We start from the raw sequence: 18,737 nt of genomic DNA, 5'->3' as shown, positions 1-18,737 counted from the left end.
AAAAACCTCTGAAATCAGGCTATCGGTCTGGTTTTGATAACCGTAATACCGTTCACCGTATAATCATTGATAATCTCCAGTAAAGCGGTCAAATGAGGAGCAACCATGTGGTCGTTCCAGGTCCCGACTGTTTTCCAGGTTTCGTGAAACATAAAATCCAACGGGTCTTCCTTGCTGATATGCAATTCATAATGTAAAGCCCCTTTCTCCGCCAGAGTCGGAGCAATCAAGTCTTCCAGTATCTTTTGCCACTTTTTTTCTACTCCCGGTAACGAGCGGTTATAGGCAAACAAAACCAACGAATCGGGCTCGATAACCGGATTCGGAGCCACAGAACGCTGCCAACGCTGAATAACCGGTTCTTCGGCGAACAGTTCATCGGCAGCAGCCAGTAAATGAACGATATGTTCACTCTGCATATGCTTCTTCCACAGAGTCTCATTGGCCCAAATTTCATGGAAAATAAAACGATCCGCATCTTCACGGTCTTCATAAAGATGATAACTCACCGATCCTTCTTCAGCCCGGGTCTTATCGATCAAAGATATCAAAGCTTGTCTCAGGACATCCCTTTTACCCGGTTTGGCTTTAAAAACAGCCACCAGAGTCAATTGTTCCGCAGTTTCTTTATTGAAATATTCCATCATAAAAAGATTAAATTTATAGCGAATGGGTATTATCTATACTTCTCACCGGGCATTTCGATCGTCCGGTTGAGAAATTGTAATACCGTACAATGGTCTCCTCCGTTTGCTTCGATCTGCTGTATGCCCTCAAACCAACTCTTTATCCCGGACTTGCTGAATCAAAAAAGAAGCCTTCAGCATTTCCAAAGTATCATCTGTACATTCCGTATATGAAAAGGAACTTTAAAACATAATCACCTGCCCTCCCGGTCATCAACTTTCTTATCGTTTTTTCATACACGGCTTGTCAGAAATTATCATTAATCGAGTTTCAACACAGCCAGGAAAGCTTTTTGGGGAACCTCGACATTACCGATCTGTTTCATCCGTTTCTTTCCTTTCTTCTGTTTTTCAAGTAATTTACGCTTACGGGAAATATCACCTCCGTAACATTTGGCCGTCACATCCTTCCGGACAGCCTTTATCGTTTCACGGGCAATGACTTTTGCACCGATAGCCGCCTGTACCGCAATATCGAACTGCTGGCGGGGAATCAATTCTTTCAGTTTTTCACAAATCCGCCGGCCGAAATCATAAGCATTGTCGAAATGGATCAAAGCCGAAAGGGCATCGACCGATTCCCCATTCAGCAAAATATCCAGTTTGACCAGATTTGCCTTCCGGTAGCCGATCTGATAATAATCGAAAGAAGCATATCCTTTCGTTATACTTTTCAACTTATCGTAAAAATCGAATACGATCTCTCCCAACGGCATTTCATATGTAATCTCGATCCGGTTTCCGGTATGATATTGCTGATTGAGCAAAATACCCCGTTTTCCAAGACAAAGGGTCATAATCGGGCCGATATACTCCGTAGGCGTAATGATCTGGGCCCGGATAAACGGCTCCTCAATAAAATCCAGGGCATTGGCTACCGGCATATCCGACGGATTGTGCATCTCATATACTTCTCCTTTAGTCGTATGAGCAATATACATTACGTTGGGAACCGTCGTAATGACATTCATATCGAATTCCCGGTCAAGACGCTCCTGTACAATTTCCATATGAAGCATACCCAAAAATCCGCAACGGAAACCGAAACCAAGAGCTGCCGACGATTCAGGCTCGAAAGTCAATGAAGCGTCATTCAACTGCAATTTCTCGATCGAAGCCCGTAAATCTTCATAATCTTCGGCATCTATCGGATAAATACCCGCGAAGACCATCGGCTTTACTTCCTCAAAACCGTCAATCGCCACATCACACGGTTCATTCACATGCGTAATCGTATCCCCGACTTTCACTTCCGAAGAAGTCTTGATACCGGAAATGATATAACCCACATCTCCGGTTTTTAACTCCTTGCGGGGCTCCGGCTTCAGACGAAGCACCCCGATTTCATCCGCTATATATTCTTTTCCGGTATTGACGAACTTTACCTTATCCCCGGTTTTCAAACTCCCGTTGACAATACGGCAATAGGTAATGATCCCCCGAAAAGAATTGAACTCCGAATCAAAGATCAGAGCTTGTAAAGGCTGGCTCGGAAAGCCCTCCGGATGCGGGACACGCTCCACAATTGCGTGCAAAATCTCTTCTACCCCCAATCCGGTCTTTCCGCTGGCTTCAATAATATCTTCCCGCTTGCATCCGATCAGTTCCACAATCTGATCCTTCACCTCCTCGGGCATGGCATTCGGCATATCCATTTTATTCAATATCGGAATAATCTCCAGGTTATTCTCTACCGCCAGATAGAGATTGGATATGGTCTGGGCCTGAATTCCCTGAGTAGCATCGACAATCAACAAGGCCCCTTCACAAGCAGCGATAGAACGGGAAACCTCATACGAGAAATCCACATGTCCCGGAGTATCAATCAGGTTCAATACATATTTTTGCCCCTTATACAGATAATCCATCTGTATGGCATGACTTTTAATCGTAATCCCTCTCTCTCTTTCCAGATCCATATCGTCCAGCACCTGCGCCTGCAAATCTTTTCCCGTCACAGTTCCCGTATACTCCAGCAAACGATCTGCCAGTGTACTCTTCCCATGATCGATATGTGCTATAATGCAAAAATTGCGGATATTTTCCATATATTCTATTTAAATTTTAAGCGACTCCTTTGTTCATGTGAATATCCCGGACAGCCATTTTCCATACTTATCCGGCTCTTTTTAACCGTAATCCTTTCTCCCTAAACGACAAAAGAATTTTCAGACCGTAAAGATAATGATTTTTATTTTACAGAAATATACCCCTAAAATCAACTTCCCTAACCGTTATCCGATATAGAAAATCATAAATTCAACCGAAAGCAGTTCCCCCGCACCCGTCAATAACATAATTTCCAATCTCCGGCAGTTTATCCGGCAAAAAAGTTATTTTTGTGTTTCGAAACAAGTCTATTGACTGATTCGGAAATTTTATAATCTTTTTAATCAAAAATTATAAAAGTCTTTAAACGGAAAACTAATTTAATAAAGTACATAGAAATCAATACATTATGATAAAATCCATGACCGGTTTCGGTAAAGCGACGGTTGAATACAATCAGAAGAAAGTCGTTATCGAAGTAAAAAGCCTGAATTCCAAACAATTGGATATCAACCTCCGGATGCCGAATCTTTATAGAGAAAAAGAAATGGACATCCGTAATCTTGCGAAAACTTACCTCGAACGGGGCAAAGTCGATGTGAGCATTTATTTCGATAATTCGGAAACCGACAAAACGGTTGCCCTCAATCGCCCGGTAATAGAACAATATTTCCGGCAAATGACAGAAATCGCTGGTACATTAGGCATAGATACCGATAACAACGAATTACTCCAAACCATTATGCGCTTTCCGGATACCTTAAAGCAACAAACTGAAGAGTTGAACGAGGAGGAATGGCTGGCTTTAAAAAGCGGTATCGAAAAAGCATTGAAAGCTCTCGATACTTTCCGGATTCAGGAAGGCGAAGTACTGATCCGGGATATTCTGCATCGTATCGATCTGATCAAAAGTTTTGCTGCCGAAGTGCCTCAATACGAAGGGCGCCGGATAGAGAGCGTACGTCAACGGCTTATGGAAAAAATGAAAGAATGGGAGGAAATCCGTAATGTCGATCAAAACCGCATGGAACAGGAAATCATTTATTACCTCGAGAAACTGGACATTACCGAAGAAAAAGTACGTTTGAATAACCATTGCAAATATTTTATCGAAACGGCAGAAAAAGAGGAAGCTCCCGGACGTAAGCTCGGATTTATTTCCCAGGAAATCGGAAGAGAAATCAATACGATGGGTTCAAAAGCCAACGATCACGACATACAGAAATTGGTTGTACGTATGAAAGACGAACTTGAAAAAATCAAAGAACAAAGCTTGAATATTTTATAAAAACACGGTTATTAATTTCAGATTTACGATCAGACATACAGAGCGGCCTGTTAAAGATTTTTGATTTACAATTTTTAATAGATATATAAAGTCGCTGAGTCATGGAATCAGAAAAAGACGTTGAGCAAAAAATAAAAATGAATCAAGTTCGAACAGAATCGTAAATCAAAAATCAGAAATCGTAAGTCAAAAAATCGTAAGTCAAAATAAATGGGGGTCTATCTATGGGAAAAGTAATCATATTTTCAGCACCGAGCGGAGCCGGGAAAAGCACCATCGTCAAGTATTTATTGGATAAAAACCCGGAGCTGGAATTTTCAATATCGGCAACCAGCCGTCAACCGAGAGGCAAGGAACAACATGGAAAAGAATATTATTTCTTCACCCAGGACGATTTTAAAAAACGAATTGCTGCCCATGAATTCCTCGAATGGGAAGAAGTTTATCCCGGCTGTTTCTACGGTACCCTTCAACAGGAAGTCGAGCGTATCTGGGCAAAAGGGCACACAGTTCTCTTTGATGTCGATGTCAAAGGAGGTATCAATATCAAACAAAAATTCGGAAAAAATGCGCTCTCCATTTTTATACAGGCTCCTTCAATCGAATGCCTGCGCCAACGGTTAATCGGACGGAATACCGACAGTCCTGAAAAAATTGAAGAACGGGTAAACAAAGCCGAATACGAAATGAGCTTTGCCGATCGGTTTGATACGATCATCGTTAATGACAATTTAGCGGAAGCACAAGCCGAAGCAGAAAAAAAAGTCAGAGATTTCCTGACAAACGCCTGAAACAAATCCGGCGTTTTAAATGCAGATTGTAGATTTTAAATTTCAGACGGGCTACACAAGCCGGACTGAAAAGGATTTTTAATTTACGATTTTTGACCAATCACACAAATCGGCGGACTGTAAATAACGAATCGAGTTAAACCAGAATCGTAAATCTAAAATCGTAAATCCAAAATCTATTTACAGTCCCTTCAATACCGGTAAACTGATGTGATACTTTACAGCCAATACACGCGCCATAATCACACCTATCGCAGCAACCAATTGGGTAAATGCCGGCGGGAAACCGATATGCATGCATACATAATAGACGAAACCGCCGAAAATACAGGCAATAGCATATATTTCTTTACGAAAGATCAAAGGTACTTCATTGATAAAGACATCCCGAATCACTCCTCCGGCAGCACCCGTCATTGTTCCCATAATGATGGCTACCCAAAAATCAAACCCGCAAGCCAGACTCTTCTCTATTCCGACGACAGCAAACAGCCCTAAGCCGATAGCATCGAAAATAAAAAACGTATTATTCAAACGAATAACGTATTTTCCAAATGCGATCACAAACAATACGGCTACTCCGGTAACGATCAGATAAGCCGGCTGGGTCATCCAAAAAGGAGTCACGCCGAGCAATATATCACGAATCGTTCCGCCGCCGATAGCTGTAGCCAAACCGACAACGTAGGCACCGAACCAATCGAACTGCTTGGCCGATGCCAGACGAATACCACTGATCGCAAAAGCGAATGTCCCGATATAATCGATAATTGTTATAAAATCCAACATATTATTTATGATTTGCCTTTTTTACTTTGTGATTCTATTGTCCTGCTTCTCTTTAAAATCAAAAATCATTCAATCTATGAAATCGGTAAAATCTACAGGCATAAAAAATCCTCTTTACACTTAAAATTTATACGTATCAATTTTTTTTTGCGGGCGCAAAAGTAATAATAAAATCATATATTTGACCGTTTATTCCAACATTGAATTTCATGACAGGACTTTTTTTCGGTTCATTCAACCCGATTCACAACGGGCACATCCAGATAGCAAAATATTTGCTGATAAATCATTTATGCGACGAAATCTGGTTCGTCATCAGTCCGCATAATCCATTGAAAAAAAATGATACCTTACTCACAGAAAACAAGCGTTTGGAAATTCTGGAAGCCGCTTTGACCGGAGAAAAAAATATACAGGCATGTGACATCGAGTTCGGAATGCCCAAACCGTCCTATACAATTGACACATTAAACAAACTATCGGCAAATCATCCGGAGAAAACATTCGCCCTGATCATCGGAGCCGATAACTTACGTAATTTCCATTTGTGGAAAAAACACGAAGAAATCACCGCCCGGTGGCCGGTTTTTGTGTATCCACGTCCCGGTATTGACATTTCGGCCATTTCACACACACACATCACAAAAATAGATGCTCCTCTTTTCCCGCTGTCTTCCACCGAAATCCGGGAAAAGATCGAAAAAGGCGAAGACATAACCGATTTCGTTCCGGCACATGCAATAAAATCAATTTTAGAATATTACCGCCAATTTTTATGAAAATCATATTATCGATTCTGCTTTCTTTTTTATTTTATTCTCTTCCCGCACAAGAAAGCAAAGACGAAAATCAATGGCTGCAACGGAATATTCCGGGGAAAAGCAAAGGCCAGCCGGTTACTTCTTCCTGGCATACGGGAACAGCCGGAATCATCAAAAGCGATGGGGCAGAATTGAGTCTTTTCAATACCTCCCGCATCGGAATGACAAAATCGACGGAACTCTTGCTGCATATAGGCGAAGAGTGGATTATGCCCAACCTGGGAATCAAACATCGCTGGCTACACGGCAATCGCATTTCTTTCAGCAGCGAACATACGTTATACTGCCCCTGGCCGGGATTAAAAATTCTTCAATCGACAGGTTTTAAAGACCTCATTGCCGATTCTGTAAAATTGGATCCCGGTATAGCCATGCGTCACGAATTGATTCTCTCCTGGCTCATAAATCCGCAGGTATTGGGATGCCCTAATCCTGCACCGGAAAAGATTCTCAGCTTCCGTTTGGGAACTGAATTTTATTTAAGCAGCGGAAAAAATACAATTCCCCCGTTCGATTACTTTCACTCACTTTATCATACGCAAATCCTGAACAAAAAAGTATTGTATTACGGAGGCCTGCAATTCGACTCGTATTTTTCCAACCGTTTCCATTATAGTTTAAACGCTCTCTTATACAGTATCGACCTGTCTTCGGACTATGCTCTGGAAGGCAATGTCAGACTCACTTACTACATCAGTCCCCGGGTCGGAATTTCAGCCGCCTGTAAAGCAGCCTATATCCGGATATCCGAATGGATCGGACAGACAACACAACCGGATGGTACCTTTGTAAATTCATACGATAAAGCCCCCCGTATCAGTATCCTTCCTTTTATCGACTTAACTTTACTCATCAATCCCGACCGGGGCCAAATCCGGCATGGATTATTCAAAAACCGAAAAAGACACCGCTGATATACTGTAACCGAATGTAATTATTTTTGATTTATGATCTTAGATTTACGATTCTGCCGCAACTTGATTCCTTATCTGCAATAAGCTGATTTGTGCAATCATAAATCCTCCTCAAGCCAGCTTATATACCCAATTTAAAATTTTTTCAAAACGATCCCGTTCCTCCGGATCATAGTCATAAATCATCAAATCCGCGAAATCTGGGGTACATAAAAATTATTAATCAAAAAATTCAATCGTTTTCAGATTGAAAAAAGGTTTTTGTATAAATATGCCGACAAGTGTATGAATATGCACACCCATAAACACATAAAACACTGATCATAAATAATATAACAATATTACCAAACGATCAGAAACGGAAATTAATGCTGAAAACAATTTATACATTTGCCATCGTCAAATTATAAGTTGTATGTTATGGCTTTCGTTACAAAAGAGAAACTATTTTCTAAAGATTTTTTTGTTACTTATTCCTGGTTGATAGGAGGATGTTTTATTTTCGCCCTGGGAGCGGTTCTATTTGCCGAACCCAATCGGTTCGCCCCGGGAGGTACTTATGGGTTGTCTATCGTATTACACCATCTATTAGGATGGCGTACCGAGTTAACGGCTTTGTGCATGGATATTCCATTACTGCTGATCGGCATTTATTTCCTAGGACCCAAATTCGGCATTAAAACGGTTATATGCACTTTTGCTATTCCGCTCTTTATGGGTCTTATCCACGAAATATACGGGTACAGAGCTTTACTGGGAGAAAACCAGGAACTACTCTCTGCTATTTTCGGAGGAATCGTATATGGAATCGGGATCGGGATGATTTTCAAATCCCGGGCAACTTCCGGTGGATCGGATATCATCGCTATGATTCTGAACAAATACACTCACATTTCCTTAGGGCAATTAGTCATATTAGTGGATTGTACCATCACATTGACTACCGTCCTCGCATTCGGAGAATGGACACTGCCGATGTATTCCTGGATCGTTGTCTTTATCGAAGGAAAGGTTATCGACGTCGTACTGGAAGGAGGATCTGTCTACAAGACCATGATGATTGTAACCAAACAAGTCGATATGGTAAAACAAGTCATCATAAACGATATCAACCGGGGAGCCACTTTATTGCCTGCCGTCGGAATGTACCAGGGCGAAGAGCGGAATGTTATCTATACGGTTTTAACCCGTCGCGAAATGATGATACTGAGACACCGCATACAGGAAATCGATCCGGATGCCTTTATTAACGTAATCGATTCTAAAGAAATCCTGGGCCATGGATTCAAACCTTTGAAAGAGGAAAATTAATTCACCCGCAATCTTTTTTTGAGTATCTCCTGACAGGATGCTTTAGTGGTATACGGCTGCAATTACAGCAAGTGGAAACGGTAATATACTACAATAACCGGGAAGCGCTTCCCGGTTATTGTAGTGTATTACCCTTCCGGAAAAAGCAGATGATACCGAACGGGCTTTATTATTCTGGCAATTAATGCTGTTCCGCAAAATATTTATAGAACAGAGGAATTGTCTTGATACCGTTAAAAAATTGCTCCAACGGATAATTTTCATTCGGAGAATGAATGGCATCCGATTCCAAACCGAATCCCATCAATACAGATTTGATTCCTAAAATCCGTTCAAAAGCGGCAATAATAGGAATACTGCCTCCGGAACGGAAAGGTACCGGATTTTTTCCGTACACTTCTGCATACGCCTTCTCTGCTGCCTTATAAGCCGGTAAATCAATCGGACAAACATAAGCCGGTCCTCCATGCAAAGAAGTTACTTCTACCTTCACATAATCCGGTGCTATCGATTCAAAATACTCCTTAAACAATACCGCAATCTTCTCGTGATCCTGATTCGGTACCAAACGACAGCTTATTTTAGCGAATGCTTTAGAAGGCAATACGGTTTTTGAACCTTCGCCGGTATATCCTCCCCAAATTCCGCAAACATCGAATGTAGGACGAATTCCCGTTCTTTCATTGGTCGTATATCCCTCTTCGCCGAATACATCATCCACACCAAGTGCTTTTTTATAAGCCTCCGGATTGAAAGGCGCTTCTGCCATTTTTGCTCTTTCGGCAGCACTCACAACCAACACATCATTATAAAATCCGGGAATTGTAATATGACCTTTATCATCCACCATCCGGGCAATCATTTTAGCCAGAACATTGATCGGATTAGCCACAGCCCCACCGAACAATCCCGAATGCAAATCCCGGCAAGGTCCTGTCATTTCCACCTGCCAATAGGCCAATCCCCGCAAACCCGTTGTAATGGAAGGTATATCCGCAGCAATCATGCTCGTATCCGAAACCAAAATAACATCTGCCTTCAACATATCTTTATGCTCCTGACAAAATTTAGGCAGGCTGGGCGAACCGATCTCTTCTTCTCCCTCTATCATAAATTTCACATTACAAGGCAAATTTCCGGTTTGCACCATATATTCAAAAGCCTTGGCATGCATAAAACTCTGCCCTTTATCATCATCCGCTCCCCGGGCCCATATTTTACCATCTTTTACAACCGGCTCAAACGGCTTCGTATTCCATAAATCAAGCGGATCAACAGGCATCACATCCATATGTGCGTATACCAACACCGTCGGTAAAGCCGGATTTACAATTTTCTCTCCGTAAGCTACCGGATTACCTTCCGTCTCAAACACTTCAGCTTTGTCTGCGCCGGCTTTTAACAATATATCACACCACTTCTCGGCACATTTATACATATCCGGTTTGTGTTCGGCTTCCGAAGATATCGAAGGAATTCGTATCAATTCAAATAATTCTTCCAAAAAACGTTCTTTGTTCTTCTCAATGTATCCTTGTAATTCTTTCATAAATTATGAGTTTAAATAGTTATTTGGGGTAAAGATAAAAAAAATCGTCCAGTTATCGGTAATTTAAAGAACAAAGCAAAAAACCAATCTTTTTCTGATTTACAATTTCTGATTTTTGATTTACGATTCCGTTTCAACCTGATTCGTTTTCATTTTTTGCTCAACATCTTTTTTGTGATTTAATGACTCTGCAATTTTATAATATCAATCAAAAACCCCTCTGAAAACCGGTCTGCAACTCCAATCAAAAACCGTAAATCATAAATTTTTATCGGACCGACCTCTGTGCCACACTTAAAATTAAAATCTAAAATTTTCCTCCCGGCTTTATAGATTAAATCTTTCGGTATTTCCGATTAATTATATACTTTTGCAGTAGTGTAATCAAGAACAAAATTTATATGTCAGATCTTTCCGAAGTCAAGATTTTTACCGGAGAAAACAGCAGATATATTGCTGACAACATCGCTAAATCTCTCGATTTAGAATTAGGTAAAAAAACCTTATTGCATTTCAGCGACGGGGAATTTGCAACCGCTTACGACGAAACCGTGAGAGGGGACCATGTATTTATCATACAGTCCACATTTCCGCCCAGTGATAACCTTATGGAGTTGCTTATGATGATCGATGCCGCTAAACGGGCATCCGCCTACAAAGTCATAGCCGTAATTCCGTATTTCGGTTTTGCCCGTCAAGACCGCAAAGATCGGCCCCGTGTAGCCATCGGAGCAAAATTGGTTGCCAATATGCTCCATGCAGCAGGTGTTGACCGGATCATGACAATGGATTTACACGCCGACCAAATTCAGGGATTTTTTGACATTCCGGTAGATCATCTGTATGGCTCAACCGTACTGGCTCCTTATATCCAATCCTTAAAACTGGATAATCTGGCGATTGCTTCTCCGGACATCGGCGGTTCAAAACGGGCTAATTCATGGGCAAAATTCTTCAATTCAGGATTGGTTATCTGTCATAAAACACGGGAGAAACCGAATGAAGTGGCTGAAATGAAAGTGATCGGTAATGTCGAAGATAAAAATGTCGTTATCGTCGACGATATGATCGATACAGCCGGAACGATCTGTAAAGCAGCCGATATGCTGAAGAAAATGGGTGCAAAAACAGTAAGAGCTGTTGCAACACATGCCGTTCTTTCAGGTGAAGCCTATGAAAGGATCGAAAAATCGGCCTTAGAAGAAGTGATTTTCACCGATTCCATCCCATTGAAAAAACAAAGTTCCAAGATCAAAATCATCTCTGTAGCCGATATGTTTGCGGAAACCATCCGGAACGTTTTAGAACACAGATCCATCAGTGATCATTTTATTCTTTGATGAATAAAGTAACTTCACCATATTTCATGTCGTTAATCTAAACGACAGTGATTAAAAGAGGCCGTCAAAAGCCTCTTTTATTTTCATCTTAAATTTAATACACCATGTCTTCTGAAGAAATCAAACAACTTAAAACCTTTCAGGTAAATGAAATTACAGAATATCACATTTACAACCGTCTGTCACGGATACAAAAAAATGCACACAACCGGCAGATTCTTTCTGAACTAGCCGAAGAAGAGATGAAGCATTACCGCTTGCTCGAAAAATACACCGGCTGTACACCGGCTCCCGATCGTTGGAAAATCCGGCGTTGTGTCTGGGTTGCCCGTTTATTCGGCCTGACATTCGGAATCAAACTGATGGAAAAGGGGGAAGTCATCGCCCAACATGTATACAAAAACTGGGACAACGTTGATCTGCAGACGATGGCAACGGAAGAAGAAAAACACGAGATCAAGCTTATCGGTCTGATCGACGAGGAAGGGTTGAATTATATGAGTTCTGTGGTATTGGGGTTGAACGACGCCTTAGTCGAATTTACAGGAGCCCTGGCCGGTTACACATTTGCGCTGCAATCTCCCAGACTGGTTGCTCTTACAGGCGGAATCACCGGAATCGCTGCTGCACTCTCAATGGCAGCCTCGGAATACCTGTCTACCCGGGCAGAAAAAGACGGAAAAAATGCAATAAAAGCATCCATTTACACCGGAATTGCGTATATAATCACTGTTATTGTATTGATAGCACCGTTCGTATTTATGCCGAACGTATACGGAGCTTTGGGTGTTTGCCTCTCCGGAGCCTTGCTCATTATCGCTGTCTTCAACTATTATTATGCTGTTGTACGTAGCGAAAGCTTTAAACGGCGTTTCTCCGAAATGGCTATCATCAGTCTCGGCATTGCTGCGATCAGTTTCGGTATCGGTTATGCCTTACGAATATTTACCGGAATAGAATTATAAATCCGACAAAGTATTTTTGGCATTCATTTTGCTGAATATTTAAATCTCGGACATAGACAAATTATAATTTAAATAAAATTTTATGCAAAAGCGTATTCTTTACTTTTTATTGACAGGATTGTTGGGGCTGGCTTCGTGTACGAAAGTCAATGATCTGAGTGACGATGCTGAAATTATTTCTTTTGCTATTACAAATATTTCTCCGGGTATAGAACTGGACCGGGAAAATATAATTATCAATGACAATGTGGTTTTAATTCCGCTGGAATTCGGAAGAAAAAATTTTCCCTTGACGATTTCTACAGATATCCGTCTTTCCAAAACGACGGATGACGCCATCAGTGCAAATGATCAAAAATTAAATCTCAAGGAATTTACTTTTGAGAATATATATGACTCACACAATTTTTACCTGATCTCCGAAAGCGGAAAACCACATCCGGCAGAGATCAAATTGGTAGATAAACTGAATGCCGAGATAGAATTAGAGTCCATAAATCTGACGGAAGAAGAAGCTTCGGTTTCCAAATGGCGGAACAACATCCGCATCATCTTGAAAAAGAACCTGAGCTGGCCCCTCATCATCACCCCTGTTTTCACTAAAACAGAAGATGCTGAATATGTGGATTATAATGACGGAGACTCTTTCACGTTTACCTCACCTTCGGATACTGAAAAACACATCACATTAAAAGCAGCAAACGGAGATGAAAGAACCTGGAACATCCAACTCGTTTCTTCCATTGAAAATTCTGATTTCGAATTGTGGATCAACGAAGGAAGCAAAAGTGTAAATATCGATCCTACTCCGGGAGAAGGCCTAGGCTGGGCAACAGCTAACAACAGTTTTGTACAAGGTACCAAACCGGTTTTGTACAATGGCGGAAAAGCAGCAGAAATGACAACCGGGTTGCAGAACCTGAACAGCTTGGGTATCGGAGAACTGATTACGGCAGGAACTATCTTTACCGGGAAATTCAAAATGAAAATTTCAGCCCTGAACAATCCGCCGGCTATGACTCATTTCGGAATTCCCTTCACGTTAAAACCGATATCCATCAGTGTCGACGCCAAATATATAGCAGGTAGTCAATTACAACAATCTGTAAAAGAAAGCGGGAAATATAAACTTCACAACCTGACCGGAACAGATTCCGGACGAATCTGGGTAAAAATTCTACATTGGGGTGGAAAAGGCGCACTGGAATACCACGAAAAACCGGTTCCGGATCTGACAATACTCGGGGAAGGAGAACTCATATTCGACGGAAAAAACCAAACGCTAAAAAACTGGCACACGTACACGATTCCCATCGAATACAACAGCGCCTACAACCATATCGAACCGACACACATCGCTATCGTCATGACATCCAGCCGGAAAGGAGATATTTTTATCGGTGCTGTCGGAAGTAAGCTGACTGCTGACAATGTCGTCATAAACTATTAAATATTCTACAACTGATAATACACAAAAGGTTTTATAATCTTTATACAAAAAGAAACCCGAAACGTAAAATCAACTAAGCCGACAGACTTAAAAAGCACATTATGAAAATAGCATCCTATATCGTTATACTATTCTTATTGATCGGTTTATCAGTACAGGCTCAACAAGATACGATCCCTTCAACTCAAAATGTAGAATATCGTTTTGCTTTGGGAGTACAATTGGGAACGGATATCGGAGGGGCGATACCTTTTCCGTTCAGCAACGTCCCAAGCCCTTTTAATCCCTATCCTCAACTCTATCCCTCCCTGGGAGCAAAACTGAGCTTTCCGATTACAAATAGGTGGGGTATCGGCGCAGAAGTTTCCTATAAAAAAGTATCTATCGATGCCGATGCCCGAATCGAAAACCAACGGTTCAACGACGAAAAAAACGACGTCATCGCCCGGTTTACAGGATCTGCCGAAATGGGAATGAATTTCACCATGCTGGAAATTCCGGTATATGCCAAGTATACGTTCAGGAATCAAAAAGACCGGTTGATATTCGGTGCCTATTTCGCTTATATCTTACAAGGGAAATTCGATATCAAGGTAAACAAAGGCTTTATGATGACCGATGAAGGTATTTACAACGGAGCCATAGATGACGAACCTCTGAATATCAACTTCAACGATATTCTGGATAACTGGGATGCAGGCATTATCCTGGGATACGAACGAAAATTATTTTCCCGCATCGAAATCGGACTGCGTTTCAGTTGCGGTATGAAAGATATTTTTAAACCGGATAACCAGTATTTCGATTATAAAATGCTCCACATGCGGGGGACATTAGCTTTAAGTTACAACCTATTCGACATCAAACCACCGAAACTAAACCCTTTCCGTCATAAAAACGACTGAAAATAAAAATTGAAAAAAGAACACTTTGTTTTTCACAAAATGGCATTCTTTTTGCTTTTTTATATATTATAATCAAAAAAATGGCGCCATTTTTTACACCTCAATAATAATAAATCAACACCGATTTATTTTGTCTAACAACTAATTAAAAACGAAAATGAAAAAAGGATTACTTTATTTATTCATGCTTGCCTTAAGCTGTGCAGCATTCACCTCTTGTAGTGACGATGACGACGATGTATCTCCGTTGGTAAACACCTGGAACACAGCAACCGGAGATGAGAACGACCCGATAATCAATGTTCGTTTGGAAAACGCCACCGACTCTGTTATGTTCATCGAAAATCACATTTCCAACAAAGACTTTGGAAATGTCATCAATGAATTAATGGGGGCTTATGTAAAAGAATACCTGTTCAATGTCACGTTCAAAGCCGACGGTGAACTGGTTGCTTCCATCAAAGGGGAGGACGGTCAACCCACCCAATCTCCTGCCGGAGCAGTTTCTTACAAAATCAAAGGGGACAAAGTTTACCTGATACCGCACTTAGACGTGATGTTTCCGGACGGATTGCCTTCACTGACATCCAGAGCCTCAGAGAATCCGGCCATCGACCTGGACAAAATTCTGAAAGAAGGCCTTCCTCTTAACTACAAAATTACAAACAACAAATTGGAAGCCTACGTGACCCGGGATATGATGCAGCCTTTTATGGGCCTGATTAACGAAATTGTTCAGGGTATGGACGCAAACGGCGATTTCATGATTATGATGATGAAAATGGCTATGGCCGATATGGTGGTTATCGTCAATGAAAGTACCAAATTCGAAATGGGATTGAATTTCAATTTAGCTCCTTCTACACAGAAATAAAAATTTGCGGACATATTAAAACGTGCAGGCGGTAAATCTGTCTGCACGTTTTTTATGTCTGTTTTTTTATTTCCTTCTCTCCGTTTCAGCTTTTGGTTTTTCCTTTATATCTTTGTGCCTCAAAATGAAATCATAAATAAATATCACATAGCGTTATGGAATATAATTTCAAGGAAGTCGAGAAAAAATGGCAAAGCTACTGGAAAGAACACAAAACCTATCAGGTAGACACAGATCCTGCCAAACCGAAATACTACGTATTGGACATGTTTCCTTATCCTTCGGGAGCAGGCTTGCATGTAGGACATCCGCTCGGTTATATCGCTTCCGACATATACTCCCGTTACAAACGCCTCAAAGGTTTTAACGTACTTCATCCCATGGGATACGATGCCTATGGCTTGCCGGCAGAACAATATGCCATTCAAACCGGCCAACATCCCGCTATCACAACGGATAAAAATATAGCCCGTTACCGGGAACAACTGGATAAAATCGGTTTTTCATTCGATTGGAACCGGGAAATCCGCACTTGCGATCCCCACTATTACAAGTGGACACAATGGGCTTTTATCCAGATGTTCAATAGTTTTTATTGCAACGACGAACAAAAGGCAATGCCTATTGCAGAATTAGTGAAAGCTTTTGAAAATACAGGAACTGAAGGATTAAATGTAGCTTGTGGGGAAAACCTTCAATTTACGGCAGAAGAATGGAAAACTAAAACTGAAAAGGAACAACAGGAGATTCTGTTGAATTATCGTTTGGCTTACCTGGCTGAAACCATGGTCAACTGGTGCCCCCAACTGGGTACCGTACTGGCAAACGACGAAGTGAAAGAAGGCCTGTCCGTGCGGGGCGGCTATCCGGTCGTACAGAAAAAAATGCGTCAATGGTCGCTACGCGTTTCTGCCTACGCACAGCGCCTGCTCGACGGATTGGACCGGATCAACTGGTCGGATTCCCTCAAAGACATCCAACGCAACTGGATCGGACGCTCACAAGGTGCCGATATCATTTTCGATGTGAAAAACAACGACTTGAAATTACAGGTATTCACCACCCGCCCCGATACGATTTTCGGTGTCAGCTTTATGGTACTGGCTCCGGAAAGTGATTACGTAAAGCAACTGACCACTCCGGCCCAGCAGCAAGCCGTGAATGAATACCTCGACTACGTAGCAAAACGTACCGAACGGGAACGTCAAAGTGAAGTCAAAAAAGTAACCGGAGTATTCACGGGTTCATATGCCGTCAATCCTTTTACACAACAGGCCATACCCGTATGGATCAGTGAATACGTGCTTGCCGGTTACGGAACAGGAGCTATTATGGCTGTTCCGGCCCACGATAGCCGGGACTATGCCTTTGCCCGTAAATTCAATCTGCCCATCGTACCGGTCATTGACAACGGCCAGCCGATCGACCTTTCTGAAAGTTCCTACGATGCCAAGGAAGGAAAAATGATCAACAGCGGTGTAATCAATGGCATGGAGGTCAAAGAAGCGATTAAATACATCGCCGAAGACGTAGAAAAGCGGGGGATCGGCAAAAGCAAAATCAATTACCGTTTGCGGGACGCTATTTTCAGCCGCCAACGCTATTGGGGAGAACCGTTTCCGGTTTATTACAAAGACGATATGCCTTATATGCTGGATGAATCGAAATTACCGCTCGAGCTACCGGAAATCGACAAATACCTACCGACGGAAACCGGAGAACCGCCATTGGGACGGGCCCAAAATTGGCAAACAGAAGAAGGTTATCCGCTGGAATTAAATACCATGCCCGGATTTGCAGGTTCTTCAGCTTACTACTTACGCTACATGGATCCGCACAACGACAAGGCATTGGTAAGCAAAGAAGCCAACGAATATTGGAAAAATGTCGATTTATATCTGGGAGGAGCCGAACATGCCACCGGCCACCTGATCTATTCCCGTTTCTGGAATCACTTTCTGTATGATCTGGGGTATGTATGCGAATCCGAACCGTTCAAGAAGCTGATCAATCAAGGGATGATACAAGGACGCTCCAACTTCGTTTACCGGATACAGGGCACCAATAAATTCGTTTCCTACGGGTTAAAAGACCAATACGAAACAACGGAAATCCATGTCAACGTCAATATCGTACACAATGACGTTCTCGACCAGGAAGCCTTCCGCAATTGGATGCCGGAATACGCCAACGCGGAATTTATCCTGGAAGACGGAAAATACATCTGCGGCTGGGCGGTGGAAAAAATGTCCAAATCCATGTACAACGTCGTTAATCCGGACGATATCATTGAGGAATTCGGAGCCGATACCCTTCGTCTTTACGAAATGTTCCTCGGACCGCTGGAAGCCCATAAACCGTGGGATACACAAGGTATAGACGGTGTTTTCAAATTCCTGAAAAAATTCTGGAGATTATACGTCAACGACGACAAACTGATCATTACAGATGAAGAACCGACCAAAGAAGAACTGAAGACATTGCATAAGACCATCAAGAAAATCGAATCCGATATCGAGAATTTTTCATTCAACACTTCGATTCCGGCTTTTATGATCTGTACCAACGAACTGACAGGCTTAAAATGCAGCAAACGGGCCATACTCGAACCTTTGGTTATCACCATCGCTCCTTTTGCTCCCCATATCGCCGAAGAATTATGGCATAAACTGGGACATGCCGATAGTGTTACGACGGCAGTATTCCCCGAATGGAACGAAAAATTCCTGGTAGAAGACAGTTTCGAATACCCGGTATCGTTCAACGGAAAAGTCCGTTTTAAACTGGCCTTGTCTCTGGCAGCAGATCATGCGGAAATCGAAGCCGCCGTAAAAGCTGCTCCGGAAACCGCCAAATACCTGGACGGAAAAGAAATCCGGAAAATGATTATCGTCCCCAAAAAGATCGTAAACATCGTTGTCTGATCCATCCGAATAAGGCTGTCCGATCAAGTCGGTTTCGACTCTTTCGGACAGCCCATCTATCAATACCCAGGTGGAATATTT

The 18,737-nt window shown here is 41.9% G+C and carries 15 protein-coding genes; 11 read left to right on the top strand and 4 right to left on the bottom strand.

Annotated features, from left to right (window positions below; translation table 11 throughout):
* Positions 1–14: 14 nt before the first annotated feature.
* Complete coding sequence (locus tag BN8908_RS14970; protein WP_021987808.1) at positions 15–647, bottom strand: putative quinol monooxygenase; 633 nt, start codon at positions 645–647, stop codon at positions 15–17.
* A 299-nt stretch (positions 648–946) separates the two neighbouring features.
* On the bottom strand, positions 947–2,734 hold the full coding sequence (gene lepA, locus BN8908_RS14965) for a translation elongation factor 4 (protein WP_021987807.1): 1,788 nt from the start codon (positions 2,732–2,734) through the stop codon (positions 947–949).
* 410 nt (positions 2,735–3,144) lie between these two features.
* Here lepA and BN8908_RS14960 point away from each other — a divergent pair, with 410 nt between their 5' ends.
* Both BN8908_RS14960 and gmk read left to right on the top strand, forming a co-directional pair.
* Positions 3,145–4,023 carry a YicC/YloC family endoribonuclease gene (locus BN8908_RS14960; RefSeq protein WP_068691447.1) on the top strand — a complete coding sequence of 293 codons (879 nt, stop codon included), beginning with the start codon at positions 3,145–3,147 and terminating at the stop codon, positions 4,021–4,023.
* A gap of 224 nt (positions 4,024–4,247) precedes the next feature.
* Entirely contained in the window at positions 4,248–4,814 is a 567-nt protein-coding gene (gene gmk, locus BN8908_RS14955) for a guanylate kinase (protein WP_021987806.1), read from the top strand.
* Positions 4,815–4,994: 180 nt separating this feature from the next.
* Here gmk and BN8908_RS14950 read toward each other — a convergent pair whose 3' ends face one another.
* Positions 4,995–5,603, bottom strand: a complete 609-nt coding sequence (locus BN8908_RS14950) for a trimeric intracellular cation channel family protein (RefSeq protein WP_021987805.1) — start codon at positions 5,601–5,603, stop codon at positions 4,995–4,997.
* A 209-nt stretch (positions 5,604–5,812) separates the two neighbouring features.
* On the opposite strand from BN8908_RS14950, the gene nadD reads away from it, so the two are divergent.
* The 3 genes from nadD to BN8908_RS14935 all read left to right on the top strand — a co-directional run bounded on the left by nadD (position 5,813) and on the right by BN8908_RS14935 (position 8,649).
* A complete protein-coding gene (gene nadD / locus BN8908_RS14945) occupies positions 5,813–6,382 on the top strand; it encodes a nicotinate (nicotinamide) nucleotide adenylyltransferase (protein ID WP_068691445.1) in 570 nt (189 codons plus the stop codon).
* Positions 6,379–7,338, top strand: coding sequence for a hypothetical protein (locus tag BN8908_RS14940; RefSeq protein WP_068691443.1), 960 nt, complete (start codon positions 6,379–6,381; stop codon positions 7,336–7,338). The genes nadD and BN8908_RS14940 overlap by 4 nt, the downstream gene beginning before the upstream one ends.
* 420 nt (positions 7,339–7,758) lie before the next feature.
* Positions 7,759–8,649 (top strand): YitT family protein, encoded by an 891-nt coding sequence (locus BN8908_RS14935; protein ID WP_068691441.1) that lies wholly within the window; start codon positions 7,759–7,761, stop codon positions 8,647–8,649.
* A gap of 181 nt (positions 8,650–8,830) precedes the next feature.
* Here BN8908_RS14935 and BN8908_RS14930 read toward each other — a convergent pair whose 3' ends face one another.
* A complete protein-coding gene (locus tag BN8908_RS14930; protein ID WP_068691439.1) occupies positions 8,831–10,198 on the bottom strand; it encodes a dipeptidase in 1,368 nt (455 codons plus the stop codon).
* 401 nt (positions 10,199–10,599) lie between these two features.
* On the opposite strand from BN8908_RS14930, the gene BN8908_RS14925 reads away from it, so the two are divergent.
* The 6 genes from BN8908_RS14925 to leuS all read left to right on the top strand — a co-directional run bounded on the left by BN8908_RS14925 (position 10,600) and on the right by leuS (position 18,656).
* Complete coding sequence (locus tag BN8908_RS14925) at positions 10,600–11,538, top strand: ribose-phosphate pyrophosphokinase (protein WP_021987800.1); 939 nt, start codon at positions 10,600–10,602, stop codon at positions 11,536–11,538.
* Positions 11,539–11,642: 104 nt separating this feature from the next.
* Positions 11,643–12,503: a VIT1/CCC1 transporter family protein gene (locus tag BN8908_RS14920; protein WP_021987799.1), complete on the top strand. Its 861-nt coding sequence runs from the start codon at positions 11,643–11,645 to the stop codon at positions 12,501–12,503.
* Between the two features lie 82 nt (positions 12,504–12,585).
* Positions 12,586–13,953: a PCMD domain-containing protein gene (locus BN8908_RS14915; RefSeq protein WP_021987798.1), complete on the top strand. Its 1,368-nt coding sequence runs from the start codon at positions 12,586–12,588 to the stop codon at positions 13,951–13,953.
* Positions 13,954–14,054: 101 nt separating this feature from the next.
* A complete protein-coding gene (locus tag BN8908_RS14910; protein WP_021987797.1) occupies positions 14,055–14,858 on the top strand; it encodes a porin family protein in 804 nt (267 codons plus the stop codon).
* Between the two features lie 157 nt (positions 14,859–15,015).
* Entirely contained in the window at positions 15,016–15,732 is a 717-nt protein-coding gene (locus BN8908_RS18855) for a hypothetical protein (RefSeq protein WP_021987796.1), read from the top strand.
* A gap of 155 nt (positions 15,733–15,887) precedes the next feature.
* On the top strand, positions 15,888–18,656 hold the full coding sequence (gene leuS / locus BN8908_RS14900; RefSeq protein WP_021987795.1) for a leucine--tRNA ligase: 2,769 nt from the start codon (positions 15,888–15,890) through the stop codon (positions 18,654–18,656).
* Positions 18,657–18,737: the final 81 nt, after the last annotated feature.

The sequence above is a fragment of the Culturomica massiliensis genome, from assembly GCF_900091655.1.
GTDB classification, from domain to species: Bacteria; Bacteroidota; Bacteroidia; order Bacteroidales; family Marinifilaceae; genus Culturomica; species Culturomica massiliensis.
Note: the sequence above shows the minus strand (reverse complement) of the source record. Positions and strands in the feature narration are given on the sequence as shown.